The organism is Streptomyces sp. NPDC048277, assembly GCF_040652235.1.
Lineage (GTDB): Bacteria > Actinomycetota > Actinomycetes > Streptomycetales > Streptomycetaceae > Streptomyces.
This window is the reverse complement of the sequence record NZ_JBEZLQ010000002.1, coordinates 496,755-521,034: the sequence shown is the minus strand read 5'-3', so window position 1 is coordinate 521,034 and position 24,280 is coordinate 496,755. Positions and strand designations below refer to the sequence as shown.

At 69.9% G+C, this 24,280-nt stretch carries 27 protein-coding genes; 10 read left to right on the top strand and 17 right to left on the bottom strand.

Annotated elements, in window-relative coordinates; genetic code table 11:
- Positions 1-164 precede the first annotated feature (164 nt).
- A complete protein-coding gene (locus tag AB0D85_RS07040; protein ID WP_362314758.1) occupies positions 165-1,595 on the bottom strand; it encodes a hypothetical protein in 1,431 nt (476 codons plus the stop codon).
- Positions 1,596-1,946: 351 nt separating this feature from the next.
- On the opposite strand from AB0D85_RS07040, the gene AB0D85_RS07035 reads away from it, so the two are divergent.
- Positions 1,947-3,773 (top strand): endonuclease/exonuclease/phosphatase family protein, encoded by a 1,827-nt coding sequence (locus AB0D85_RS07035; RefSeq protein WP_362314755.1) that lies wholly within the window; start codon positions 1,947-1,949, stop codon positions 3,771-3,773.
- Positions 3,774-3,783: 10 nt separating this feature from the next.
- Here AB0D85_RS07035 and AB0D85_RS07030 read toward each other — a convergent pair whose 3' ends face one another.
- The 4 genes from AB0D85_RS07030 to AB0D85_RS07015 all read right to left on the bottom strand — a co-directional run bounded on the left by AB0D85_RS07030 (position 3,784) and on the right by AB0D85_RS07015 (position 6,051).
- Complete coding sequence (locus AB0D85_RS07030) at positions 3,784-4,521, bottom strand: SRPBCC domain-containing protein (RefSeq protein ID WP_362314752.1); 738 nt, start codon at positions 4,519-4,521, stop codon at positions 3,784-3,786.
- Positions 4,522-4,538: 17 nt separating this feature from the next.
- Entirely contained in the window at positions 4,539-5,147 is a 609-nt protein-coding gene (locus tag AB0D85_RS07025; RefSeq protein WP_362314749.1) for a helix-turn-helix domain-containing protein, read from the bottom strand.
- Positions 5,148-5,221: 74 nt separating this feature from the next.
- Positions 5,222-5,914, bottom strand: coding sequence for a hypothetical protein (locus AB0D85_RS07020; protein WP_362314746.1), 693 nt, complete (start codon positions 5,912-5,914; stop codon positions 5,222-5,224).
- Positions 5,911-6,051, bottom strand: coding sequence for a hypothetical protein (locus tag AB0D85_RS07015; RefSeq protein WP_362314743.1), 141 nt, complete (start codon positions 6,049-6,051; stop codon positions 5,911-5,913). Before AB0D85_RS07015 ends, AB0D85_RS07020 begins: the two co-directional genes overlap by 4 nt.
- Positions 6,052-6,222: 171 nt before the next feature.
- On the opposite strand from AB0D85_RS07015, the gene dapA reads away from it, so the two are divergent.
- The 5 genes from dapA (at position 6,223) to AB0D85_RS06990 (ending at position 10,999) form a co-directional block, all read left to right on the top strand.
- Positions 6,223-7,134 carry a 4-hydroxy-tetrahydrodipicolinate synthase gene (gene dapA / locus AB0D85_RS07010; protein WP_362314741.1) on the top strand — a complete coding sequence of 304 codons (912 nt, stop codon included), beginning with the start codon at positions 6,223-6,225 and terminating at the stop codon, positions 7,132-7,134.
- Positions 7,135-7,589: 455 nt separating this feature from the next.
- Positions 7,590-8,615, top strand: a complete 1,026-nt coding sequence (locus AB0D85_RS07005) for a transposase (protein WP_362314738.1) — start codon at positions 7,590-7,592, stop codon at positions 8,613-8,615.
- A 186-nt stretch (positions 8,616-8,801) separates the two neighbouring features.
- Positions 8,802-9,311: a hypothetical protein gene (locus tag AB0D85_RS07000; RefSeq protein ID WP_362314735.1), complete on the top strand. Its 510-nt coding sequence runs from the start codon at positions 8,802-8,804 to the stop codon at positions 9,309-9,311.
- A gap of 796 nt (positions 9,312-10,107) precedes the next feature.
- The gene (locus tag AB0D85_RS06995) at positions 10,108-10,620 is read left to right on the top strand and encodes a hypothetical protein (protein ID WP_362314732.1); all 513 of its coding nucleotides are present in this window, start codon (positions 10,108-10,110) and stop codon (positions 10,618-10,620) included.
- Between the two features lie 64 nt (positions 10,621-10,684).
- Positions 10,685-10,999: a hypothetical protein gene (locus AB0D85_RS06990; RefSeq protein WP_362314729.1), complete on the top strand. Its 315-nt coding sequence runs from the start codon at positions 10,685-10,687 to the stop codon at positions 10,997-10,999.
- 141 nt (positions 11,000-11,140) lie between these two features.
- Here AB0D85_RS06990 and dapD read toward each other — a convergent pair whose 3' ends face one another.
- From dapD to AB0D85_RS06970, 4 genes are all read right to left on the bottom strand, one after another.
- Positions 11,141-12,130, bottom strand: a complete 990-nt coding sequence (gene dapD, locus AB0D85_RS06985; RefSeq protein ID WP_362314726.1) for a 2,3,4,5-tetrahydropyridine-2,6-dicarboxylate N-succinyltransferase — start codon at positions 12,128-12,130, stop codon at positions 11,141-11,143.
- A gap of 126 nt (positions 12,131-12,256) precedes the next feature.
- Complete coding sequence (locus AB0D85_RS06980) at positions 12,257-12,793, bottom strand: TetR family transcriptional regulator (protein WP_362314723.1); 537 nt, start codon at positions 12,791-12,793, stop codon at positions 12,257-12,259.
- Complete coding sequence (locus AB0D85_RS06975; RefSeq protein ID WP_362314720.1) at positions 12,793-13,113, bottom strand: multidrug efflux SMR transporter; 321 nt, start codon at positions 13,111-13,113, stop codon at positions 12,793-12,795. The genes AB0D85_RS06980 and AB0D85_RS06975 overlap by 1 nt, the downstream gene beginning before the upstream one ends.
- 259 nt (positions 13,114-13,372) lie before the next feature.
- Positions 13,373-13,786 carry a sulfotransferase gene (locus AB0D85_RS06970; RefSeq protein WP_362314717.1) on the bottom strand — a complete coding sequence of 138 codons (414 nt, stop codon included), beginning with the start codon at positions 13,784-13,786 and terminating at the stop codon, positions 13,373-13,375.
- A 209-nt stretch (positions 13,787-13,995) separates the two neighbouring features.
- On the opposite strand from AB0D85_RS06970, the gene AB0D85_RS06965 reads away from it, so the two are divergent.
- The gene (locus AB0D85_RS06965) at positions 13,996-14,898 is read left to right on the top strand and encodes an AbfB domain-containing protein (protein ID WP_362314714.1); all 903 of its coding nucleotides are present in this window, start codon (positions 13,996-13,998) and stop codon (positions 14,896-14,898) included.
- A gap of 77 nt (positions 14,899-14,975) precedes the next feature.
- On the opposite strand, the gene AB0D85_RS06960 is transcribed toward AB0D85_RS06965, so the two are convergent.
- The 8 genes from AB0D85_RS06960 to AB0D85_RS06925 are packed head-to-tail and all read right to left on the bottom strand — an operon-like array spanning position 14,976 to position 21,548.
- The gene (locus AB0D85_RS06960; protein WP_037743875.1) at positions 14,976-15,308 is read right to left on the bottom strand and encodes a metal-sulfur cluster assembly factor; all 333 of its coding nucleotides are present in this window, start codon (positions 15,306-15,308) and stop codon (positions 14,976-14,978) included.
- Complete coding sequence (sufU, locus tag AB0D85_RS06955) at positions 15,305-15,772, bottom strand: Fe-S cluster assembly sulfur transfer protein SufU (RefSeq protein ID WP_362314709.1); 468 nt, start codon at positions 15,770-15,772, stop codon at positions 15,305-15,307. Before sufU ends, AB0D85_RS06960 begins: the two co-directional genes overlap by 4 nt.
- An 18-nt stretch (positions 15,773-15,790) precedes the next feature.
- Complete coding sequence (locus tag AB0D85_RS06950) at positions 15,791-17,047, bottom strand: cysteine desulfurase (RefSeq protein ID WP_362314706.1); 1,257 nt, start codon at positions 17,045-17,047, stop codon at positions 15,791-15,793.
- On the bottom strand, positions 17,044-17,808 hold the full coding sequence (gene sufC / locus AB0D85_RS06945) for a Fe-S cluster assembly ATPase SufC (protein ID WP_362314703.1): 765 nt from the start codon (positions 17,806-17,808) through the stop codon (positions 17,044-17,046). The genes AB0D85_RS06950 and sufC overlap by 4 nt, the downstream gene beginning before the upstream one ends.
- A 7-nt stretch (positions 17,809-17,815) precedes the next feature.
- Complete coding sequence (locus AB0D85_RS06940) at positions 17,816-18,145, bottom strand: non-heme iron oxygenase ferredoxin subunit (RefSeq protein ID WP_362314700.1); 330 nt, start codon at positions 18,143-18,145, stop codon at positions 17,816-17,818.
- Positions 18,142-19,329, bottom strand: coding sequence for a Fe-S cluster assembly protein SufD (sufD, locus tag AB0D85_RS06935; protein ID WP_362314697.1), 1,188 nt, complete (start codon positions 19,327-19,329; stop codon positions 18,142-18,144). Before sufD ends, AB0D85_RS06940 begins: the two co-directional genes overlap by 4 nt.
- A 57-nt stretch (positions 19,330-19,386) precedes the next feature.
- A complete protein-coding gene (gene sufB / locus AB0D85_RS06930; RefSeq protein WP_316777459.1) occupies positions 19,387-20,808 on the bottom strand; it encodes a Fe-S cluster assembly protein SufB in 1,422 nt (473 codons plus the stop codon).
- Complete coding sequence (locus AB0D85_RS06925; protein WP_362314694.1) at positions 20,805-21,548, bottom strand: metalloregulator ArsR/SmtB family transcription factor; 744 nt, start codon at positions 21,546-21,548, stop codon at positions 20,805-20,807. The genes sufB and AB0D85_RS06925 overlap by 4 nt, the downstream gene beginning before the upstream one ends.
- A gap of 173 nt (positions 21,549-21,721) precedes the next feature.
- Here AB0D85_RS06925 and AB0D85_RS06920 point away from each other — a divergent pair, with 173 nt between their 5' ends.
- From AB0D85_RS06920 to AB0D85_RS06910, 3 genes are read left to right on the top strand one after another with little or no spacing between them, the layout of a single operon-like run.
- Positions 21,722-22,525: an AAC(3) family N-acetyltransferase gene (locus AB0D85_RS06920; protein WP_362314690.1), complete on the top strand. Its 804-nt coding sequence runs from the start codon at positions 21,722-21,724 to the stop codon at positions 22,523-22,525.
- Positions 22,526-22,571: 46 nt separating this feature from the next.
- Entirely contained in the window at positions 22,572-23,495 is a 924-nt protein-coding gene (locus tag AB0D85_RS06915; protein ID WP_362314687.1) for an ABC transporter ATP-binding protein, read from the top strand.
- Positions 23,492-24,271 carry an ABC transporter permease gene (locus tag AB0D85_RS06910; RefSeq protein WP_362314684.1) on the top strand — a complete coding sequence of 260 codons (780 nt, stop codon included), beginning with the start codon at positions 23,492-23,494 and terminating at the stop codon, positions 24,269-24,271. The genes AB0D85_RS06915 and AB0D85_RS06910 overlap by 4 nt, the downstream gene beginning before the upstream one ends.
- The last annotated feature ends 9 nt before the right edge of the window (positions 24,272-24,280 follow it).

The following is a 24,280-nucleotide window of genomic DNA, read 5'->3' as shown; positions in this document are numbered from 1 at the left end:
GTCGGCGCACACGCTCCCGGCCACCGTTGAACACCGGTTGAACGCAGGGCTACATCGATGTCGGTTGTTCCATGAACCCGTCTACACCGCCCCGCAGAAACCCAAAGTCCCGCCCAAGAACGCACCATAGAGGGCAACGTTTTCCCCACGGGACTCACCCGCCACTACCCCCCGTGCTGCGACCGCGCCTTGAAGGCCGCCTTCCGGGCCTCCTTCGCCACCTTCTTGTCCGGGTGCAGGCGGCCCATCGCCTCCAGGACGTCGGCCGTGTCCGGGTGGTCCACCCGCCATGCCTCGGCGAAGAACCCGGCGTGCTGCTGGGCCAGCCCCTCGACCAGGGCCTGGAGTTCCTCCGAGTTCCCTTCGGCGGCCAGCTGCGCGGCCACCGTGTCGATGGTCAGCCAGAAGATCATGTCCTGGGAGGGCGCCGGTACGTCGGCGGCGCCGCCCTCGGCCAGCCAGACCCGGGCCAGGCCCCCCAGTTCGGGGTCGTCGAGGACCTCGCGGAGCGCCGGTTCGGCCTCGGGGCCGACCAGGGACAGCGCCTGCTGGCAGCGGAGCCGGCGCAGCGGCGCTCCGGCGTCCTCACCGCGCGCGGCCGCCAGCAACTCCCGTGCCGCGGACAGCGATTCGCGGCTCGCCAGCCACTGCTCGGTCTCGGCCTGCGCGGCGCCCTGCGGGAACGCGGCCGTCCCGTCGAGCAGCGCGTCCGCGCCCTTGTCGGCGAGTTCCCCGACCGCCGGCGCCACGAAGCCCGCCTCCAGCAGCCGCGCCCGCAGTCCGTACGCGCCGAGCGGGGTGAGCCGCACCATGCCGTACCGGGCGACGTCGGCCTCGTCGACCGGTCCCGCCGCCGGCTCCTCCTCCACGTCGGCCATGAGCGTCTCGTCGACCGGCTGGTACTCGACCAGGCCGATCGGCTCCAGCGCCCGGAACTGGTCGTCGAGCCGCATCATCGCGTCGGAGACCTGTTCGAGGACGTCATTGGTCGGCTCGCCCATGTCGCTGGGCACGATCATCGACGCGGCGAGCGCGGGCAGCGGCACCGGCGCCTCGCCGGGGCCGCCCTCGCTCACGGTCAGCAGGTAGAGGTTGCCGAGGACGCCGTCGAGGAAGTCGGCCTCCCCCTCGGGGTCCCAGCCGAGTGACGAGAAATCGACCTCGCCGCCCTCGTCGAGCGCGTCGACAATTCCGTCCAGGTCGGGCACGCTCGCGTCGGCGATCACGGTCTCCAGCGCGGCCTGCCAGACCGCGAGGACGTCATGCGGGGAGCCCCCGGTGAGCAGCGTCAGCTCCTCCCCCGCGGCCACGGCCCCGGCGTCCTCGTCGGCGATCTCGACGAGCCCGGCGTCCAGGGCGACCCGCCAGGCCTCGCCGGCGTACGCGGCGGCGTCGTCCCCGGTGAGGCCGAGCAGTTCGGCGGCGGCCGGGAGCTGTTCCTCGACCAGTTCGCCACCTGCGTCGACGCGGGTGTCGGGGCCGGCCCAGCGGGCGAGCCGGGCGGCCCGGGAGAGCAACGGTGTGGACAGCGCGGCGTGCGCCAGCTCCGCTTCGGGACGCAACCGCACCGGCGGCAGGGGGGCGCTGTCTGACATCGGCTGGTTCTCCTCGGACGCCTGGGCGGTCGTACGGCGACAGGGACGCCGTACGGACGACCGTACGACCACCACCCGGGTCGCCGTACGGCTCAGCCGCTCAGCCTAGACGGATTTCCACCCATGCCGCCCGGTTCATCTCCCGGCCGGGCCCCGTGCATGGCTGAAACCTTGACAACTCCCCCGAGCAGGCAGGAGATTGACGCGCGTAGAAGTTGGGGGGACAACTGTTCACTCTCTTTCTACGCGTGTCACATCCGCGTCACCCGCAGGACATTCATATGTCATGCGCGCTTCATATTTACGTCCACCCTCGTCCCGGCACTTCCGCATGTCCCCGGAGGGATTCCCTTGCCGAGCAGGTCTTCCGCGCGTCTCGCCGCGCTCACCGTCGCCGCCGTCTGCAGCGTGGCGTCCACCGTCGCCCTCACCTCTCCGGCGCAGGCCGACGGACTGCGCATCCACGACATCCAGGGCACCACGCGCATATCGCCGTACGCCGGCCAGAAGGTGACCGACGTCCCCGGCATCGTCACGGCCACCCGCACCTACGGCTCCTCCAGAGGTTTCTGGCTCCAGGATCCGACGCCGGACGACAACCCGGCCACCAGCGAGGGCGTCTTCGTCTTCACCAGCTCCACCCCGAAGGTCGCCGTCGGCGACTCGGTCACCGTGAGCGGCACGGTCTCCGAGTACGTCCCGGGCGGCGCCTCCACCGGCAACCAGTCGCTGACCGAGATCACCAAGCCGACGGTCACCACCGTCTCCACCGGCAACGCGGTGCCGGCGCCGGTCGTGATCGACGCGAAGTCCGTGCCGGCCGAGTACGCCCCGGCGGGTGACACGGCCGCGAGCGGCTCGGTCAACGGTCTGACCCTGGAGCCGTCGAAGTACGCCCTGGACTACTACGAGTCCCTGGAGGGCATGAACGTCCAGGTCGCGGACACCCGTGTGGTCACCGCCACCGACCCGTACAGCGAGCTGTGGGTCACGGTGAAGCCGCACGAGAACCGCACCCGCCGCGGCGGCTCCCTCTACGCCTCCTACGCCGACCAGAACACCGGCCGGCTGCAGATCCAGTCGCTCGGTTCGACCGCCGACTTCCCGGTGGCGAACGTCGGCGACACGCTGACCGGCACCACGACCGGCCCGATGGACTACAACCAGTACGGCGGCTACACCCTCGTCGCGAGCCAGCTGGGCACGCTGAAGAGCGGCGGCCTGGAGCGCGAGACGACGAAGAAGCAGTCGCGCGGCGAGCTGGCGGTCGCGACCTACAACGTCGAGAACCTCGACCCGTCGGACAGCACGTTCGACGCGCACGCCGCCGCGATCGTGAACAACCTGCAGTCGCCCGACATCGTGTCCCTGGAGGAGATCCAGGACGACAACGGCGCGACGGACGACGGCACGGTCGACGCGAGCGTGACCGTGAACAAGCTGATCGACGCGATCGTCGCGGCCGGCGGCCCGAAGTACGACTGGCGCTCGATCAACCCGGTCAACGACCAGGACGGCGGCGAGCCCGGCGGCAACATCCGCCAGGTCTTCCTCTTCAACCCCGAGCGGGTGTCCTTCGTGGACCGCGCGGGTGGCGACTCCACCACCGCGGTGGGCGTCACCAAGGTGCACGGCAAGGCCCAGCTGACGGCCTCCCCGGGCCGTGTCGACCCGTCGGACTCCGCCTGGACGAGCAGCCGCAAGCCGCTGGCCGGTGAGTTCGTCTTCCGCGGCAAGACGGTCTTCGTGATCGCCAACCACCTGAACTCCAAGGGCGGCGACCAGGGGCTGACCGCGCAGTACCAGCCCCCGACGCGCAGCTCGGAGACCCAGCGCCACGCGCAGGCGACGCTGGTCAACGCGTTCGTCAAGAGCATCCTCGACGTTCAGAAGAACGCGAACGTCATCGCGCTCGGCGACATGAACGACTTCGACTTCTCCGACACCACCAAGATCCTCCAGGGTGACGGCGAACTGTGGTCGGCGATCCAGTCGCTGCCCAGGAGCGAGCGCTACACCTACGACTACCAGGGCAACGAGCAGGTCCTGGACCAGATCCTGATCAGCCCGGCGATCCGGCGCGGCTGCGACTTCGAGTACGACAGCGTGCACATCAACTCGGAGTTCCACGACCAGATCAGCGACCACGACCCGCAGGTGCTGCGCTTCCGTCCGTGACGCCTTCTGTTCAGGACCGGCTGAACACGCCGTTCAGCCAGTCCTGCCAGGCGGTCTCGTTCGCCTCGGCGTCGGCGTCCGGCGCGAAGTCGTGGACGCTGATGCCGACCGGGGCGCCCCAGTGGTTGCGTCCGAAGAACCGGACGAGGGCGTCGTCGGTGCGCAGCCCGATGAAGTAGGGGTTGCGGTAGTCGACCACCACGTCCAGGGCCCGCCCGCCCGGCCCGTGGACGCTCGTCTTCACTCCCTCGGCCAGGTCGTCCGGCAGGCCGAGGGCGCGGCCGACGGCGGCGAAGGCGTCCGGCGCCTGGGACGCCTCCGGCCCGTTGAGCTGGGCGAAGGAGACCGGGCGGGGCGCGAAGTGGGTGAGGTACTCGCGCAGGGTGTGCAGATAGAAGTCGGTGTGCCGGCTCGCGCCGTCGTACTGGTTGTCCCAGTCGTCGGTGAAGATCCCGCTGTGCACGTAGCGCACCCAGGCGCGACGGCCGCCCTCGCGCTCCTCGATGACGTGCTCCAGCTGGTTGGCGCTCTGGGTCGGGAAGCCGACGTCCTCGCTGCGGGTGATCAGGTGGTGCGGCGGGTCGTACGCGGCGACGGTCGAGCCGAAGGCCGCCGAACCGCCGACCCGGGGCTCGGGCGGCTGCATCGGCCACAGGTAGCCGCCGGTGCCGTTGGTGATCGCCTCCCACACCTCCTCCGGGGTGGCGTCGACCTCGAACTCGCGGGCGATCTCGAATTCCTTGGACATGGTGGGGCTCCTGCTGCCTACTGATCCGGTTCGGGGGTGGGCTGGTCCTTGACCGTGGGGTGCAGCGCGACGACGATCCGGTGGTCCCGGCCGTCCTCCGCGTCGGGCGTGTCGTACTTGCGGATGAGCGTGCTCACGCCCGCCGTCAGCTCCTGCACGAAGGCCGCGCGGTCGGCGGCGGAGGCGAAGCGGACCTCACCGTCCAGCGCGTAGGTCGCCAGCCGCTTGCGGGCCTTGGTCGCACCGGTGACCAGCGCGCCGACGTCGCGCACCAGGCGGGCGCCGAGCGCGAGCAGCCAGCGCGCGGAGAGCTGGTCCCGGAAACGGTCCGGGTCCGGTTGCACGGCGGGCAGGGCGGCGGGCGAGATGACGTACGACGCTGCGGTCGCGCGCATCAGCCGCTCGGTGACATTGCCCTTGCGCCGCTCTCCCGCCAGCTCGACCAGGCCGTGCCGCTCCAGCGCCTTCAGGTGGTAGTTCACCTTCTGCCTGGGCAGCCCGACCTTGCCGGCCAGCATCGCGGCCGACGCGGGCTCGGCGGCCAGTTCGGCGAGCAGCCTGGCCCGTATGGGGTCCAGTGATACGGCTGCCGCCTCGGGGTCCTCGATCACGGTCACGTCCAGCATGGCTCCACCGTCTCACCGAAAACTTTTTTTGTCCAGGCGAGTGAATTTGTCGGCGAGCCTCCGCGTCCGAACCGTCAGGAGCGCCCCTTCCGCTCCCCGCCGCCGGGCTCCCCGAGCCGGGCGAGCTGGGTCTGGAACCAGTCGAGGCGGGCCTGCAACAGGGCGGCCTCCGCGACGAGTTCGGGCACCCCGAAGTCCCCGGCCGGCACCGGCCCGCCGACGCCCCCGCCTCCGTCCCCGGCGACGACCCGCAGCCCCTGCCCGGCCAGCCGGGCGAACCCGGCGAGCGAGACGGACGCACGCGCGCGGACGCAGCCCGCGCAGGCGGCCGCCAGGGCGCGCCAACCGGGCCTGCCCCAGCCCGCGTCGGCGAGCGCGACGGCCGGCGCACCGCAGGCGCAGGGCCCGACGGTGGCCGTGCGCACCCGCTGCCGGGCGTAGCGGAAGCCGCGTTCGAAGCGGATGTAGGCGCCGAGGACGGAGACCTCGAGGAGTACGGCCGCCCGGTGCTCGGCGGTGCACAGCAGGGCCTCGGCGGCCTCGCGTTCGTGCACGCAGTGGAAGCCGCAGTCGCACAGCCGCGCGGGCGGGCGGTGCCGTCGGCCGTAGACGCAGGACGCGTCGTCCAGCACTCCGTACGGCAGCGCGCCGCCCAGCGACACACCGGTGAACCCGGCCCGGCTGCCGTCCTGGGACAGCATCGGGTGGGCGATCTTGTAGCCGGTCGGCGGCTCCGTCGGGCGTTCCGCCGGGAGCCGCAGTCTCATCGGCCGGCCGGAGCCTCTTCGGGCACGGAGACGGCCTGGGGTTCGTGGATGTCTTCGGGGATCGCGGGTTCTTCGTCGTGGACGAGCGGCGGCCGCTCCTCAGCGACCCCGGTGGCCAGTGCCTTGCCGAGCTTCATGGCGCCTCCCATGACCTGCCGTCGGTGACCCTCCGGCCCATAGTGACCCATGAGGGGCCGAGTTGGACACAGGGCGTCGGCGTGGCGGCCAATGACAACTTAGCGCCCCTAAGACATACCCCTTAGGATAATTAAGTGGAGCTAAGCTGTCGCGCTGCCGAGACTACCCCCATGACGAACCCACGCGACACCGCCCGCCCGCCCCGCCCCTTCGGCCGCACCCTCTGCGCGATGGTCACGCCCTTCACCGACTCGGGGGCCCTGGACCTCGTCGGTGCCCGGCGGCTGGCCGCGCATCTGGTCGCGGAGGGCTGTGACGGGCTGGTCCTCAACGGCACGACCGGCGAGTCGCCGACCACCTCGGACGCGGAGAAGGCGGAGCTGATCACGGCCGTCCGGGAGGCGGTGGGCGCGCGGGTGCCGCTGGTGGCGGGCGTGGGCACGGCGGACACCCGGCACACCGTCGAGCTGGCGCTGGCGGCGGAGAAGGCGGGCGCGGACGGCGTCCTGGTGGTGTCGCCGTACTACAGCAGGCCGCCGCAGGACGCGCTGGAGGCGTACTTCCTGGAGGTGGCGGAGGCGAGCGGGCTGCCGGTGATGCTGTACGACATCCCGGGCCGCACCGGCACCCGGATCGAGCCGGAGACGGTGATCCGGCTCGCCGCGCACCCCCGGATCGTGGCCGTGAAGGACTGCTCGTACGACTTCCTCGGCACCCAGAAGGTGCTGGCCCGCACGGAGCTGGCGTACTACGCGGGCTGTGACGAGCACATCCTCGCGCTGTACGCGGTGGGCGCGGCCGGCTGTGTGAGCACGGTGGCGAACGTCGTGCCGGGACGGGTGGCCGCGATCCTCGACGCGTTCGACGCGGGGGACACGGCCGGGGCGGCCGAACTCCAGCTGCGCGCGACCCCGTTGATCGAGGCAATGACGGCGGCGGGCCTGCCGGGCACGGTCACGTCGAAGGCCCTGCTCACCGGACTCGGCCTGCCGGCGGGACCGGTGCGCTCCCCACTGCGACCCGCCGGCCGGGAGACGGCCGACGGGCTGCGGGCGGTGCATGAGCACCTCATGACTGCTTGACAACGCCAACATCAACATTCAACGAAGTTGAACACCCATTCCTACACTCGCCGGTTGGGGTGATTACGGCGCTCTTTGAGCACGAGCTTGCGCCTTCCGCGCATATGGTCGCAGCTCAGGGGTCTGGATCCAGCGGTATCCAGGCAGTGTCCATCAGATCTCCCAGCAAGAGACCACCGGCTACGGCTTGCCAAGGAATCGCCGGAGAATCCGATCCGGCCCAAGGCCGCCCGCCGAACGGGAGTGGGGAATCGTGGCGTGGAAATGATGCCTGACCACGTGTACCTGCCCGGCACGCTTCGGGAGGAGTTCCCGAGCTTGCGCTCGATGCCTGTGGCTTCGTGATCGTCGTCGGACCTCTCAGCCAACGTCGGCACGGCAAGTGCTCCGCTGGGGCAGCGAGACATCAACACTCAGTGCGAGCACCTTCGGCGGAAGAGGAAAGGGGACGGCTCATGATTCGCGCGTACAGGTTCCTCTTGCGCCCCACCGTCCGCCAAGAGCAGGCCCTTCAGGAGATGCTGGCCGACCACCGCTCGCTGTACAACGGCGCCCTCCAAGAGCGCCGGGACGCCTACCGGCACGCCTCGAAGTCGACAATCCGCTACGACAGCGTGATGTTCCCGAAGAACGGCGACGGCTGCCGCTGGGGCTCCGCCCCGCACGACCGACAGACACGCGTCCGTCTCCAGGGTGTCGGGCACGTCCGCGTGCACCAGCACCGGCCCGTGCAGGGCCGCGTCAGGACAATCACCGTCAAACGCGAAGGACGCCGCTGGTATGTGATCCTCGCATGCGACAACGTACCCGCCGAGGAACTACCACCCACCGACTCAATCGTCGGTATCGACATGGGCATCGTGTACTTCCTGACCACGTCGAACGGCGAACACGTGGCAAATCCGCGATTCCTCGATGCTGTGGCTAAGGAACTGGCTGAGGCGCAGCGTCATCTTGCGACGTTCCCGAAGCGGAGCCGACAGCGCACCAAGAAACATCGGGCCGCCGTTCGGAAGGTTGCCAAGCTGCACGCCAGGATCCGGCGGCAGCGACTCGACTTCCACCACAAGACCGCCCGCGCGCTGGTGGACGACCACGGCCTCATCGCGCACGAGCGGCTCAACACGGCGGGCATGACCAAGGCACCCACCCCCCGGGCCGCCCCGGCGTCGCCCCGCAGCTTCCTGCCCAACGGCGCCGCCGCGAAGGCCGGACTCAACCGCAGCATCCTCGACGCGGGTTGGACGCAGTTCCTCGGGATCCTGGCAGACAAGGCTGAGAGTGCCGGTCGCCTCACGATCCCCGTGGACGCGCGCAACACCTCCCGCACGTGCCCCGACTGCGGGCACGCTGCGAAGGAGAACCGCGTCACCCAAGCGAAGTTCCAGTGCACGGCGTGCGGGTACACGGCAAACGCGGACCACGTCGGCGCGACGAACATCCTCAACAGGGCCGGGCTGGCCCTCTGCGACGTGGCCTAGCCACCGACGCCGGAAGCCCGCGCGTCTACGCGTGGGCGGAGTCACCGTCACCTTCACTTTCCCCGGGCCCACCTCGTGTCCGGGCCCTGTACCCGTGGTGACGCGTGCGCAGGGGCGCCACTATGCCTGTCCGGCACGGAAAATATTCACCGGTGCCCCGCCCGCCCGCTGCCGTACGTTGTCCCCGTGAGCCGCCCCCTGCTGTTCCTGGACGTCGACGGCCCCCTCAACCCGTACGCGGCGAAGCCGGAGCGGCGCCCCGAGGGCTATACGACGATCCGGGCGACCGTGCGCCCCGGCCGCCCCCTGCGGGTCTGGCTGAACCCGGACCACGGACCGGCGCTGCTCGCCCTCGGCTACGACCTGTGCTGGGCGACCACCTGGATGGCCGAGGCCAACCGCTGGATCGCACCCGTCGTCGGGCTCCCCGAGCTGCCGTACGTCGACTTCGGCCGGGGGCTGCTGGCGGAGCGGCCGGACGGGGTCCACTGGAAGACCGAGGCGATCGTGGCGTACGCCGACGGTCGGCCGTTCGCCTGGGTGGACGACGAGCAGAGCCCGGCGGACACGGTGTACGTCCGCACCCACCATCCCGGCCCCGCCCTGCTGCACCACGTGAGCCCCCGGCTCGGGCTGCGCGAGCCCGACTTCACGGCACTCACGGAGTTCAGGACGTCCCTGCCGCACGACGACTGAGCGCCCTCCCAGACTCACCCACACGTCACGCAAGGCGGTATCAGCCAGGCCCGTGAGCGGTGTTGCGCTTTGCCGGCCTCTCGGAGTCGTCCGATGCCGGGCCCTTGCTCTTCTGCTCCGAGACACGGGCAAGGCGCAACACCGTTGGTTTTCTCAGGCCATCGGGTGACGGAGGTCGAGGAGACTGAGGGATCCGTCGTGCCAGACGCGCGCCAGATCCTGCGGGGAGCCACGGGGAACGGCGGGGAGTCAAGGAACTTGCCTGCCATGCTCCCGGGGCCTACCGTCGCGGGTCATCACCGCAGCGAGCCCTGGATCACCTCAGCCTCCCAAGCTGCGAGTTTGGCGAGCACCGCAGGCCGGACGGGCTGGGTAGGGTTGCAGGGTGTCGTTGCCACGGCCGAGGACCCGTCTACCGCACTGACCGCCGCGGAGGAGGCCACAGGCGCAGTGCGGGAGAGGTGGGTCAATGCGAGCGTGGTCCAGGACGAATACGGCGACTTTGTTCAAGCGGGCCGACCTGCGGACCAATCTCCCGATGGACACGCCTGGCCAAGTCGCGCAGCAGGCAACTGACGTGCCGGGGCAGTGCGTGGGTAACCGCGTGACAGCGTCGACGAACAGCGGTCGTACGGTCCGGAAAGGGAAGTCCGGGCCGTCTCTGGGCGCCAGGGTTCGGACTCAGCGCAGCTGGTTCTCAACCAGGCCGCGAGCGAGGGGATACGGCTCCTCCGGCCTGGTGTCAGTGTGGCCTGTTCTACTTGTGCCCAGGACCCGGTGAACGACGGAGACCGACATGGGTGTGCTGTACGACTACTTCCACGCGACCGACCACACCACGGCGGTGAACCAGGCCATTGGACCCGACGGCGACTGGCTCCGCGGGACGTCGCTGGAGGAGACGGGCGCGGACTGGATCGACGCAAAGTGCCTGGACCCGAACGTCGTCCTGGGCCAACTGGTCGCCTACGCCAAGGGCATCCCCTTCACCGATCAGCAGGACGCGCCGACACTGATCTGGCCCGAACCGCCGTACCCCCAGGGCGAGCCCACCGCCCCCGACTCCCCCTGGGGCACGGGCCTGATCCTCCAGCAACTCCCCGATCGTTGGCGGGACATCCTCGCCGCCCTTCCTGTGGACGCCGTCCCGATGGTGGCGGCCCAGTGGTACCAGATCGAGGAGGTCGACCCTGGCGGTCCGGGCGCGGTTGACGGGCGCCCATCTTTACTGCCGGTGCAGCCTCTGAAGCCGCCCGAGCACAGTCCGTGCCTCTGGGCTTCGCCCGCTTCATCGGCGGTATCTTCATGATGTGCGGGATGGCCGCGGTCCTCGCGTCCGACCAACGTGCAGCCCCGTTCTCGAGGGAGATGTGATGCTGCGGTTCATGGACTGGTCCGTGGTCGCGATGGGATGCGTGCTGGTTCTCGGGAGTCTCGGCGGCCGCTGGTGGGAACGGACCAAGGTTTCCACGGGAGACAACCCCGACCCGGGCATGCGTTACTTCTGGGCCTGGCTCCCCCTCCTCATAGGTCTGGGGATGATCAGCGCCACGTTGCCAAGCCTGTTGCACGCCCCCCATCCCCTCGTCGAGGTCGTTGACACGCTCAACTTCGTACTGGCGGTCGCGGTGTTGGTCTTCACCGTCCGGTTGGGGAGCGGCTTCTTCCGGTCGCGCAGCACCACGTGACAACCACACCGATGGACTCCCCGTAGCAGCGGTACAGCAGCGAATTACCGCAACCTCGGCAACCGACAACACCCCACGGGACATGAGCGCCCTCCCGGACGGAAGGGCGCTCGGCTCAGCGGCATGGTGCGGTGCGGTGGGTCAGTTGTGGCTGTGCAGGATCTCGTTCAGGCCGCCCCAGACCGCGTTGTTCGGGCGGGCCTCGACCGCGCCGGAGACCGAGTTGCGGCGGAAGAGGATGTTGGAGGCGCCGTTGAGCTCGCGGGCCTTGACGATCTGGCCGTCGGGCATGGTGACGCGGGTGCCCGCGGTGACATACAGGCCGGCCTCGACCACGCACTCGTCGCCGAGCGCGATGCCGACGCCCGCCTCAGCGCCGATCAGGCAGCGCTCGCCGATGGAGATGATCACGTTGCCGCCGCCGGACAGCGTGCCCATGGTGGAGGCGCCGCCGCCGATGTCCGAGCCGTTGCCGACGACGACACCGGCCGAGATACGGCCCTCGACCATCGAGGTGCCGAGCGTGCCGGCGTTGAAGTTGACGAAGCCCTCGTGCATGACGGTGGTGCCCTCGGAGAGGTGCGCGCCGAGGCGGACCCGGTCGGCGTCGGCGATGCGCACGCCCTTCGGGACGACGTAGTCCGTCATCCGCGGGAACTTGTCGACGGAGGTCACCTGGAGGTGCAGACCCTCGGCGCGGGCGTTCAGCCGTACCGTCTCGATCTCGTCGGCGGCGACCGGGCCGAGGGAGGTCCAGGCGACGTTGGCGAGGAAGCCGAACTGGCCCTCCAGGCTGAGACCGTGCGGCTTGACCAGACGGTGCGAGAGCAGGTGGAGGCGCAGGTAGACGTCGTGCGCGTCGATCGGCTTCTCGTCGATCGAGGCGATGACCGTACGGACCGCGACGACCTCGACGTTGCGGCGGGGGTCCGGGCCGATCGCCTGGGCCGCACCCTCGCCGAGGAGTTCCACGGCCCGCTCGGCGGAGAGCGTCTCGGTGCCGGCCGGGCCGGGCTCGGCGACCAGTTCGGGGGCGGGGAACCAGGTGTCGAGAACGGTGCCGTCGGCGGCGATGGTGGCGAGGCCGGCGGCCACGGCGCCGGTGGTGCGAAGAGCAGTCGTGTCGGTCATGAGGGCAACCTAACCGGCCGGGGCCCGGGGAGGCGAACCAGCGTGCGGGGCGTCTCAGGGGGCGAGCCATGAAGAGCACGGTGTCCCGGCAGGCTCGGCGGGAAGGGGTTCGGCAGACGCGTCCGCTCAGGGAATCACGCGCCCCAGCGCCTCCCGCGCGTACCCCTCGTCGTACGGCGTCCCCGTCAGCAGCACCTGGAGACAGATCCCGTCCATCAGCGCGACCAGCGTCCGCGCCGTGACCGGGTCGGTGCGGTGGGTGAGCCGTCGGGCGAGGTCGTCGGCCCACTCGGCGGCGACGGGGCGCAGGGCCGGGCGGCGCAGGGCGGCGAGGTAGAGCTCGTACTCCAGCTCCACGGCGGTGCGGTCGCCGCTCAGCCAGTCGCCGAGGATCCGCGCGAGGGCGGTGGCGAGGTCGGCCGAGGAGTCGTCCAGGCCGCCGTGCACGACGACCGCCTTGGCGAAGCCCTCGTTCGCCTGGCGCAGCGCGGCGACCATCAGCTCGTCCAGGGTCTTGAAGTGGTACGTCGTGGAGCCGAGCGGGACATCGGCCTCGGCGGCGACGGTGCGGTGGCTCAGCCCCGCGAGCCCCTTCTCGCCGACCACCCGGATCGCGGCCTCGATGATCCGCTGCCGGCGGTCGGGGTCGTAACGGCGGGGCATCAGTGCGCACCTCCCAGGTTCAGGACCACCACTCCCCCGATGATCAGCACGATTCCGGCGACCTTGACCATGCTCAGTCCCTCCCCGAAGAGCAGCAGGCCGAGCACGGCGATGGCCGCGGTGCCGACCCCGGACCAGATCGCGTACGCCGTGCCGATCGACACGGTCTTCAGCGTCTCGGCCAGCAGGACGAACGAGACGATGTAACCCACCGCCGTCAGCAGCGAGGGCCAGAGTCTGCTGAAGCCGTCCGCGTACTTCATCGCCGTCGTGGCGGCGACCTCGGCGGCTATGGCGCCGGCGAGCGTCAGATATCCCATGTGTACGAGTGTACGCAACGTTGTGTACGGGCGTACACAACAGCTCGGCCACGATTCGGCGGAGAACGCCGTCGGACCGTGACCTCGCGGGCGGAACGGGCCGCCGCCACGAGGCCCGGTTCGCGCAGCCGGGTCAGGCAGTCGAGCAGCCGACGCCTGGTGTGGCCGCGCGGCGCAGGACGCAGGACGAAGACACGGCGGTAGCGGAGCAGTTCGGCGGGGGCGGGCGCCCAACACGGCGTCGGCTAGCGGGATTTGATCAGGTGTCAAACGTGTCGGCCAGCTGCTGCCGCGGGAGGTGCCGAGGGCGCCGCGGGTGCGGTGGTCGCGGCGGGCGCCAGGTCTTGCAGGCCGGTACGGCGGTGCGCGTGAGGCGGTGCGGCTCGGTCATGGCCGGGTCGTAGTCCTCGCCCAGGTCGGCGCAGATCACCCGGAGTTGGGACTCGGGATCGGCGACCAGGTCCTCGAAGCGGACCTCGCGCCAGGCGCCCGGGCCGAGCCGGCGGGCGTGGCGCCGGGTCCCGGCCGTCGCGGACCAGGGCTGTCGGCGATCCGGCCGGCGACGGCCTCGGCGTTCCGGAGCGGCGGCAGCCGAGGACGAAGGCGGGGCGAACAGGGGAAAGCTCCCAGGTGACCATCCGTGCCAGGGTTCCGCCGGGTGATGAGCGGGCACTGCGAGAGCCCTGGGAATGCCGTTTGAAGTCCCCCGCGCCCCATGAAGATGTTTAATTCTCATAGAAACCGCTAGCTGAAACGGCTCCCCTGAGCCCCACCGCTCCACTAGTGTGTGCACCTCTGTGATCCATCACCGTTTCACACTTCACTCACCTCACCTTCACACCCCCGGCCGCCGCTGCCTTGGCGCCGCTGGAGGAAACACGTATGCAACAAACCACCCCCCAACCCCCGCCGCATCCTTCCTGGGAGAACGGCTGGGCCCCCGACACCTCCCGGGCTCCAGGAACCCGAAGACTCTGGCTGGCCGGCACGATGGCGATCGCCACGGTCGTCGCCTGTGTCACGGCGATAGCCGTCAGCCACAGCACCCCTGACCGGGCGTCGGCTCCCCCGGCGGCCGACGCGAACACCGACAACGGCCCCGGCCTGCTCTCCTTCGCCTCGCCGAAGGCGTCGGGCACGACCGCGCCGCCGGAGGGCAAGTCGGCCATGTCGTCGGCCGATTCGGCCGGGAGCCCGTCCGCCACGGCGACGGCCTCGGGTGACGGAACGGCCGGGCCGAAGGCCTCGCCGTCCGCCGCGAAGCCCTCCAAGTCCTCGTCCTCCACAGGAGGTTCGGGAGGTTCGGGAAGCTCCGGCAGTTCGAGCGGTTCGGGTGGCTCGGGCGGTTCGAACCAGCAGCCCACCACGAGCCGTACGTCGGTCCGCTCGGTCAACTACCCGGACCGCTACTGGCACGTGAGCGACGGCTTCGTGAAGCTGGACGCGCCGCGCGGTTCGGAGTCCCGTGCGGACTCCTCGTTCACCGTGGTCAAGGGCCTGGCGAACAGCTCCTGTTACTCGTTCAGGATGTCCGACGGCCGGTACCTGCGGCACCGCAACTTCATCCTGCGGGCCATGAGCGACGACGGCTCGTCCCTCTTCAAGCAGGACGCCACCTTCTGCCCCCGGGCCTCGTCCTACTCCGGCGCGGTCATGCTGGAGTCGGTGAACTACCCCGGCCGCTATCTGCGCCACCAGAACTTCCAGCTGAAGCTGGACCCGTACCAGAACAGCGACCTGTACCGGGCGGACTCCGCGTTCCGGCTGGTGGATCCGCTGGGCTGAGCACACGCACACAGAAGCGGCGGCACCTCGAAGGTGCCGCCGCTTTCACGTGTCCGGTGTCAGACGTCTCAGACGTCTCAGACGTTGAACCCGAGCGCCCGGAGCTGCTCGCGGCCGTCGTCGGTGATCTTGTCGGGGCCCCACGGGGGCATCCAGACCCAGTTGATGCGCAGTTCGTTGACGAGGCCGTCCGTGGCGGACTTGGCCTGGTCCTCGATGACGTCCGTCAGCGGGCAGGCCGCCGAGGTCAGGGTCATGTCGATCGTCGCGATGTTCGCGTCGTCGATGTGGATGCCGTAGATCAGGCCGAGGTTGACGACGTCGATGCCCAGCTCGGGGTCGACGACGTCGTACAGGGCCTCGCGGAGTTCCTCTTCCGAGGCCGGCTTCATCTCAACGGTCTCGCTCATGCCGTCTTCCTTTCGGCGTCGGCTCCGCCCAGGGCCTGGGCCGTCGCGTCCTTCCACGCCATCCAGCTCAGGAGGGCGCACTTGACCCGGGCCGGGTACTTGGAGACACCGGCGAACGCGACGGCGTCCTCCAGTACCTCCTCCATCGAGTCGTCGGGCTCCAGCTTGCCCTTGGACTGCATCAGCTCCAGGAAGGTCTCCTGGATCTTCTGCGCGTCGGCCAGCTCCTTGCCCACGAGGAGGTCGTTCAGCACGGAGGCGCTGGCCTGGCTGATCGAGCAGCCCTGGCCCTCGTACGAGACGTCCTCGATGGTCGTGCCGTCGTACTTCACTCGGAGGGTGATCTCGTCGCCGCACGTCGGGTTCACATGGTGCACCTCGGCGTCGCCGTCCCGGAGACCACGCCCGTGCGGGTGCTTGTAGTGGTCCAGGATGACTTCCTGGTACATCGAATCCAGCTTCACGGTTTCAGCTCACGCCCTTCAGCCGAAGAAGTTCCGTACGTGCTCCAGTCCCTCGACCAGAGCGTCGATCTCGGCCGGAGTGGAGTACAGATAGAACGACGCTCGCGTGGTCGCAGGAATTCCGTACCGGAGGCAGACGGGCCGCGCGCAGTGGTGGCCGACGCGGACCGCGATGCCCTGCTCGTCGAGGACCTGGCCCACGTCGTGCGGGTGGATGTCGCCGAGGGTGAAGGAGATCGCGGCGCCCCGGTCCTCGGCCGTGGTCGGGCCGATGATCTTCAGGTCCGGGACCTCGGCCAGCCGCTTCACCGCGTACTCGGTGAGTGCGTGCTCATGGGCGAGGATCTTGTCCATGCCGATGGCGTTCAGGTAGTCGATCGCCGCGCCGAGGCCGACCGCCTGGGCGATCGGCGGGGTGCCCGCCTCGAACTTGTGGGGCGCCGGGGCGTACGTCGAGGAGTGCATCGACACGGTCTCGATCATCTCGCCGCCGCCGAGGAACGGAGGCAGGTCCTCAAGGAGCTCCTGGCGGCCCCAGAGGACGCCGATGCCGGTCGGGCCGCACATCTTGTGGCCGGTGAAGGCCACGAAGTCGGCCTGGAGGGCCTGTACGTCCAGCGGCATGTGGGGCGCGGCCTGGGAGGCGTCGATGCAGACGAGGGCGCCGACCTCCTGGGCGCGGCGCACTATCGCCTCGACCGGGTTGACCGTGCCCAGGATGTTCGACACCAGCACGAAGGAGACGATCTTCGTCTTCTCGGTGATGATCTCGTTGATGTTGGACAGGTCGAGCCGGCCGTCGTCGGTGAGGCCGAACCACTTCAGCTTCGCGCCCGTGCGCTGTGCGAGAAGCTGCCACGGCACGATGTTGGAGTGGTGCTCCATCTCCGTGATGACGATCTCGGTCTCGTGGTCCACCCGGTAGGGCTCGTCGGCCCAGCCCAGCATGTTCGCCACGAGGTTCAGCGACTCGGAGGCGTTCTTGGTGAAGATCACCTCGTCGCGGCTGGGCGCGTTGATGAACTCGGCGACCTTGTCGCGCGCGCCCTCGTACAGCGCCGTGGCCTCCTCGGCGAGCACATGCACACCGCGGTGGACGTTGGCGTTGTAGCGCTCGTAGTACTCGCTCAGGGCGTCCAGTACCTGGCGCGGCTTCTGCGAGGTCGCCGCGTTGTCCAGGTACACGAGCTTCTTGCCGTCGTGGACCAGTCGGTCCAGGACGGGGAAGTCCTTGCGGATCGCCTCGGTGTCGAGGAGGCCCGGCAGCTGTGTCACGCGGATGCGCCACCCTTCGTGTATGCCTCGTAGCCCTCGTCCTCCAGCTTGTCGGCGAGCTCGGCGCCGCCGGACTCGACGATGCGGCCGCCGGAGAAGACGTGGACGTAGTCGGGCTTGATGTAGCGCAGGATGCGCGTGTAGTGGGTGATCAGCAGGGTGCCGACCTCGCCGGTCTCGCGGACCCGGTTGACGCCCTCGGAGACGATGCGAAGCGCGTCCACGTCGAGGCCGGAGTCGGTCTCGTCGAGAATCGCGATCTTCGGCTTGAGCAGTTCGAGCTGGAGGATCTCGTGGCGCTTCTTCTCACCGCCGGAGAAGCCCTCGTTGACGTTGCGCTCGGCGAAGGAGGGGTCCATGGAGAGTCGCTCCATGGTCTCCTTGACCTCCTTCACCCAGGTGCGCAGCTTGGGGGCCTCGCCGCGGATGGCGGTGGCGGAGGTGCGCAGGAAGTTGGAGACCGAGACACCGGGGACCTCGACCGGGTACTGCATCGCCAGGAACAGGCCCGCGCGGGCGCGCTCGTCGACGGACATCTCCAGGACGTCCTCGCCGTCGAGGGTGACGGTGCCGCCGGTGATCGTGTACTTCGGGTGACCCGCCAGCGAGTAGGCGAGGGTCGACTTGCCGGAGCCGTTGGGGCCCATGATGGCGTGCGTCTCGCCCTGCTTCACGGTGAGGTCGACGCCCTTGAGGATCTCCTTCGTGGCGTTGTCGGCCTCGACGGTGACGTGCAGGTCTCGGATTTCAAGCGTTGCCATGGGTGCCTCAGGACTCCTGGGTGAGGGAGACGAGCACGTCGTCCCCTTCGATCTTTACGGGGTATACGGGGACGGGGCGCGTGGCCGGGAGGCCGGACGGCTTGCCGGTGCGCAGGTCGAAGCTGGAGCCGTGCAGCCAGCACTCGATCTGGCAGTCCTCCACCTCGCCCTCGGAGAGCGAGACGTTGGCGTGGGAGCAGATGTCGTAGATCGCGAACACCTCTCCCTCGGTGCGGACGACCGAGACCGGCGTGCCGTCGAGTTCCACCCGCTTGGGGGTGTCCTCCTCCAGCTCGCTCAGCGCGCAGGCGCGTACGAACGCGGTCGGGACTGTCATGCGACCGAGGCCTCCAGCTCCTCCTCGATCTTGGCGAGCAGGCGCTCCTCGATGTCGGCGACACCGATCTGCTGGACCAGCTCGGCGAAGAAGCCGCGGACCACCAGGCGGCGGGCCTCGTGCTGCGGAATGCCGCGGGCCATCAGGTAGAAGAGCTGCTCGTCGTCGAAGCGGCCGGTGGCGGAGGCGTGGCCGGCGCCGACGATCTCGCCGGTCTCGATCTCCAGGTTCGGCACCGAGTCGACCCGCGCGCCGTCCGTGAGGACCAGGTTGCGGTTCATCTCGTAGGTGTCGGTGCCCTCGGCCTTGGCCTCGATGAGGACGTCACCGATCCAGACCGCGTGCGCGTCGTCGCCCTGGAGCGCGCCCTTGTAGGCGACGTTGGACTTGCAGTGCGGGGCGTTGTGGTCGACCAGCAGGCGGTGCTCCTGGTGCTGCCCGGCGTCGGTGAAGTACAGGCCGTACAGCTCGGCCTCGCCGCCGGGGCCCGCGTAGGTGACGCGGGGGTGCAGTCGTACGACGTCGCCGCCGAAGGTGACGACCACGGACTTGAAGGAGGCGTCCCGGCCGACGAGGGCGTTGTGCTGGGCCACGTGCACGGCCTTGTCGTCCCAGTCCTGGACGGAGACGACGGTCAGCTTGGCGCCGTCGCCGAGCAGGTAGTCGACGTTGGCGGCGAGCACGGCGTCACCGGTGTGGTCGATGACGACGACGGCCTCGGCGAAGGCGCCGAGCTCGATCACCTGGTGGCCGAAGGCGGTGCCGCCCTCACCGTGCACGGCGATCCGGATCGGCTCGGTGAGCACCGTCTCCTTGGGGACGGTGACCACGCCGGCCTTCTCGAACGCCGAGTACGCCTGGGCGGCGACACGGTCCACCGGGGTGCCGGCGCGGCCGAGCCGCGCGTCTCCGCGGTCGACGGTCTCGACGGTGACGCCCTCGGGGGCCTCGACGACGACCTTCACGCCCTCGCCGGTGGCGACCGCGGTGCCGTCGTGCAGCCCGCGCAGGCGCTCCAGCGGGGTGAACCGCCACTCCTCCTCGCGACCGTGCGGGACCGGGAAGTCCGCGACGTCGAAGGAGGGGGGCGCGCTCATGCGCGTGGCGACGGTCGACTCGGCGGCCACCGCGATGGCGCCGGCGGTGGTGGAGGAGCCCACCGGGGTGTTCTGAGCCTCAGCCATGGCTGTCGTAGTGCTCGCTTTCCGTTCCGTAAGTGGCTTGACGGTGACTACGGTCGCTTAGCCGACCGCGCCTTCCATCTGGAGCTCGATCAGCCGGTTGAGCTCGAGGGCGTACTCCATGGGCAGCTCCTTGGCGATCGGCTCGACGAAGCCGCGCACGATCATCGCCATCGCCTCGAACTCGGTCAGACCGCGGCTCATCAGGTAGAAGAGCTGGTCCTCGGAGACCTTGGAGACGGTCGCCTCGTGGCCCATGGACACGTCGTCCTCGCGGACGTCGACGTACGGGTACGTGTCCGAGCGGGAGATGGTGTCGACCAGCAGCGCGTCGCAGAGCACGTTGGACTTGGAGCCGGCGGCGCCCTCGCCGATCTCGACGAGACCGCGGTAGGACGTCCGGCCGCCGCCACGCGCCACGGACTTCGACACGATGTTGGAGGAGGTGTTCGGCGCCATGTGGACCATCTTGGAACCGGCGTCCTGGTGCTGGCCCTCGCCCGCGAAGGCGATGGAGAGGGTCTCGCCCTTGGCGTGCTCGCCCATCAGGTAGACGGCCGGGTACTTCATCGTCACCTTGGAGCCGATGTTGCCGTCGATCCACTCCATGGTCGCGCCCTCGTAGGCGACGGCGCGCTTGGTGACCAGGTTGTAGACGTTGTTCGACCAGTTCTGGATGGTCGTGTAGCGGCAGCGGGCGTTCTTCTTGACGATGATCTCGACGACCGCGGAGTGCAGCGAGTCCGACTTGTAGATCGGGGCCGTGCAGCCCTCGACGTAGTGCACGTAGGCGCCCTCGTCGACGATGATCAGGGTCCGCTCGAACTGGCCCATGTTCTCCGTGTTGATACGGAAGTAGGCCTGGAGCGGGATCTCGACGTGCACGCCCTTCGGCACGTAGATGAAGGAGCCGCCGGACCACACGGCCGTGTTCAGCGCGGCGAACTTGTTGTCACCGGCCGGGATGACGGTGCCGAAGTACTCCTTGAAGAGCTCCGGGTGCTCCTTGAGGGCGGTGTCGGTGTCGAGGAAGATGACGCCCTGCTCCTCCAGGTCCTCGCGGATCTGGTGGTAGACGACCTCCGACTCGTACTGGGCGGCGACACCGGCGACCAGGCGCTGCTTCTCCGCCTCCGGGATGCCCAGCTTGTCGTAGGTGTTCTTGATGTCCTCGGGCAGGTCCTCCCAGGACTCCGCCTGCTTCTCCGTGGAGCGCACGAAGTACTTGATGTTGTCGAAGTCGATGCCGGAGAGGTCGGAGCCCCAGTTCGGCATGGGCTTCTTCTCGAAGAGCTTCAGGCCCTTGAGACGCAGCTTGGCCATCCACTCCGGCTCGGACTTCTTGCCGGAGATGTCGAGGACGACCTCCTCGTTCAGACCGCGCCTGGCAGAGGCACCGGCCACGTCGGAGTCGGCCCAGCCGTATTCGTACTTGCCCAGGCCTTCGAGCTCAGGGTGGGCAGTCTCCGTGGGGAGCGTCATGCGGGGTTCCTCCCGGCCGTGCTTGCAGATGCGTCAGTGGAAGTCGTGGAGATCTTGGGGATGAACGTCGTGCAGACGCCGTCGCCGTGCGCGATGGTCGCCAGTCGCTGGACATGGGTTCCGAGCAGCTCGGCGAAGATCTCCGTCTCCGCCTCGCACAGCTGGGGGAACTGCTCCGCGACATGGGCGACCGGGCAGTGGTGCTGGCACAGCTGTTCGCCGACCGGTGCGCTGCGCGCCGTTGCAGCGTACCCGTCCAGGCTCAGGGCCTTGGCCAGCGCTTCCGCCCGCTCGTCGGGGCCCGCGCTCTCTATCGCCTTGCGGTACGCGGTCGCCTGGGCGGCGATCCGGGCCCGCGCGAAGGCGACGACCGCGTCCTGGCCGCCCCCCTGCTCGGCGATCCAGCGCAGGGCGTCGGCGGCGAGCTTGTCGTAGGACTGGTCGAAGGCGTCGCGGCCGCAGTCGGTGAGGGCGAAGACCTTGGCGGGCCGGCCGCGTGTCCGCGCGCCGTACACCCGCTGCTCGCGTGCCTCCACGACGTCGTCGACGACCAGCGCGTCCAGATGCCGGCGTACGGCCGCCGGGGTCAGGCCCAGGCGTCCGGCCAGTTCGGTGACGGTCGACGGGCCGTGGTCCAGGATCGACCGCGCGACCCGGTTGCGCGTCGAGCGCTCACCGGTCGCGAGCTCCTCCTGCTGGGTCCCCGTGGGGGTCTCCCGAGCCTCGTCGACGTTTTTCACAACGCCATTGTTGCGTAATTCCTCAGAGCCAGGCAAGCCGCGTCCGGGTGACCTGACGGTGCCCTGCGTCACTTAGGTATACCTAATGTGACCTGCGGAAACGATCTTTGATCGATCATCCCTCGACTCAATGGGGTGGCGCTCGGCCGCCCCCTCCGGAACACTCCGGAACCATGCCCACACCCCCTCCGACCGGCCCTCTTGTCACGCGGGACACACTCGCGAGCGAGCTTTGCGCCCTCGGTGTCCAGCCCGGCGAGACCCTTCTGACGCACTCGTCCCTCAGCTCCCTCGGCTGGGTGAACGGCGGACCCGTCGCGGTCGTCCAGGGACTTCTCGATGCCCTCGGCCCGGACGGCACCCTGGTGGTCCCCACCCAGACCGGCGACCTCTCGGACCCGGCGGTGTGGCGGAATCCGCCGGTACCGCAGGAGTGGTGGGCGGCCGTCCGGGCGACCATGCCCTCGTACGACCCCCGGATCACCCCCGCGCGCGGGGTCGGCGTGATCCCGGAGACCGTACGGACCTGGCCGGGCGCCCTGCGCAGCGGGCACCCGCAGACCTCCTTCGCGGCGGTCGGTCCGCGCGCGGCCGAGATCACCGGCGGCCACGCCCCCGACTGCCGGCTCGGCGAGCGGAGTCCGCTGGCCCGCCTGGAGAAGCTCGGCGCGCGGGTCCTCATGCTCGGCACCGGCTACGCCACCTGCACCAGCTTCCACCTGGCCGAATACCGCATACCCTCGCCACGCGTCCCGGTCGGCCGGCCCGCCCCCGGCGGCGGCTGGGAGGAGGTGACCGAGGTGTCGATCACCTCCGACCGCTTCGACGAACTGGGGTACGACTTCGAACGCGACCGGCCCGTCGTCGTCCGCGGACAGGTCGGCGCGGCCGAAACCCGGCTCTTCCCCGTGGCCGACGCGGTGGCCTACGCCGAGCGGTGGCTGGCCGTACACCGACCCCGTGAGGAGGAGATGTAGCACCCGGCCGTCCGGGTGACGGCAGTCGTCCCTAGACTCTGTCTCCATGCGAAGTGAGCCCGTGGTCCACGTGCGGGACCTGGTGAAGCGGTACGGCACGAAGACCGCGGTGGACGGCCTCTGCCTGGTGGCCCGGCCCGGTGTGACCGCCGTGCTCGGCCCCAACGGAGCGGGCAAGACGACGACGATCGAGACCTGCGAGGGGTACCGGAAGCCGGACTCCGGCTCGGTGCGCGTCCTGGGTCTCGATCCCGTACGCCAGTCCGCCGAGCTGCGCCCCAGAGTGGGCGTGATGCTCCAGTCAGGCGGTGTCTACTCCGGCGCCCGCGCCGACGAGATGCTGCGGCACGTGGCCAGACTGCACGCGCAGCCCCTCGACGTGGACGCGCTGATGGAGCGGCTCGGCCTGGGCAGCTGCGGCCGGACGTCGTACCGGCGGCTCTCCGGCGGCCAGCAGCAGCGCCTCGCGCTCGCGATGGCCGTGGTGGGCCGCCCGGAACTGGTCTTCCTCGACGAGCCCACCGCGGGCCTGGACCCACAGGCCCGCCACGCCACCTGGGACCTGGTGCGGGACCTGCGCGCCGACGGCGTCTCGGTCATCCTCACCACCCACCACATGGAGGAGGCCGAGCAGCTCGCCGACGACGTCGCGATCATCGACGCCGGCCGGGTGATCGCCCAGGGCTCCCCCGAGGAACTGTGCAAGGGCGGCGCCGAGAACACCCTGCGGTTCACCGGCCGCCCCGGGCTCGACGTCGGCTCCCTGCTCAAGGCGCTCCCGGCCGACTCCTCGGCCGCCGAGCTGACCCCGGGGTCCTACCGGGTCATGGGCAAGGTCAACCCGCAGCTGCTGGCGACGGTGACCTCGTGGTGCGCCCAGCACGGGGTGATGCCCGACCGCATCTCGGTCGAGCGGCACACGCTGGAGGACGTCTTCCTGGAGCTGACCGGCAAGGAGCTGCGCTCATGACCACCGCGACCACCGCGACGGGCACCTACGCCCCCCGGCCGGGTGCCGCCCCGCTCCCCCGCATGATCGCGGCGCAGGCGGCCCTGGAGACGAGGATGCTGCTCCGCAACGGCGAGCAGCTCCTGCTGACGGTCGTCATCCCGACCCTCCTGCTGGTCCTGTTCAGCTCGGTGGACGTCGTCGACACGGGCGCGGGCAAGTCGGTCGACTTCCTTACCCCCGGCATCCTCGCCCTCGCCGTCATGTCCACGGCCTTCACCGGCCAGGCCATCGCGACGGGCTTCGAGCGCCGCTACGGCGTCCTGAAGCGCCTCGCCTCCTCCCCGCTCCCCCGCTGGGGCCTGATGGCGGCGAAGACCGCGTCGGTCCTGGTCACGGAGATCCTCCAGGTGATCCTCCTGACGGTGATCGCCTTCGCCCTCGGCTGGTCCCCGCACGGCAACCCCCTCGCCGTCCTGCTCCTGCTGGTCCTCGGCACGGCCGCCTTCTCCGGGCTGGGCCTGCTGATGGCGGGCACGCTCAAGGCGGAGGCGACCCTGGCCGCCGCCAACCTGGTCTTCCTGCTGCTGCTCGTGGGCGGCGGGGTCATCGTCCCGCTGGACAAGTTCGGCGGCGCCCAGGACGTCCTCGGCCTGCTGCCCATCTCCGCCCTGTCGGACGGGCTGCGGGACGTGCTCCAGCACGGGGCCGGGACACCCTGGGGCGACCTGGGGATCCTCGGCGTGTGGGCGGTGCTGGGCCTGGCCGCCGCGGGCCGTTTCTTCCGCTGGGAGTGACCCTCGTGA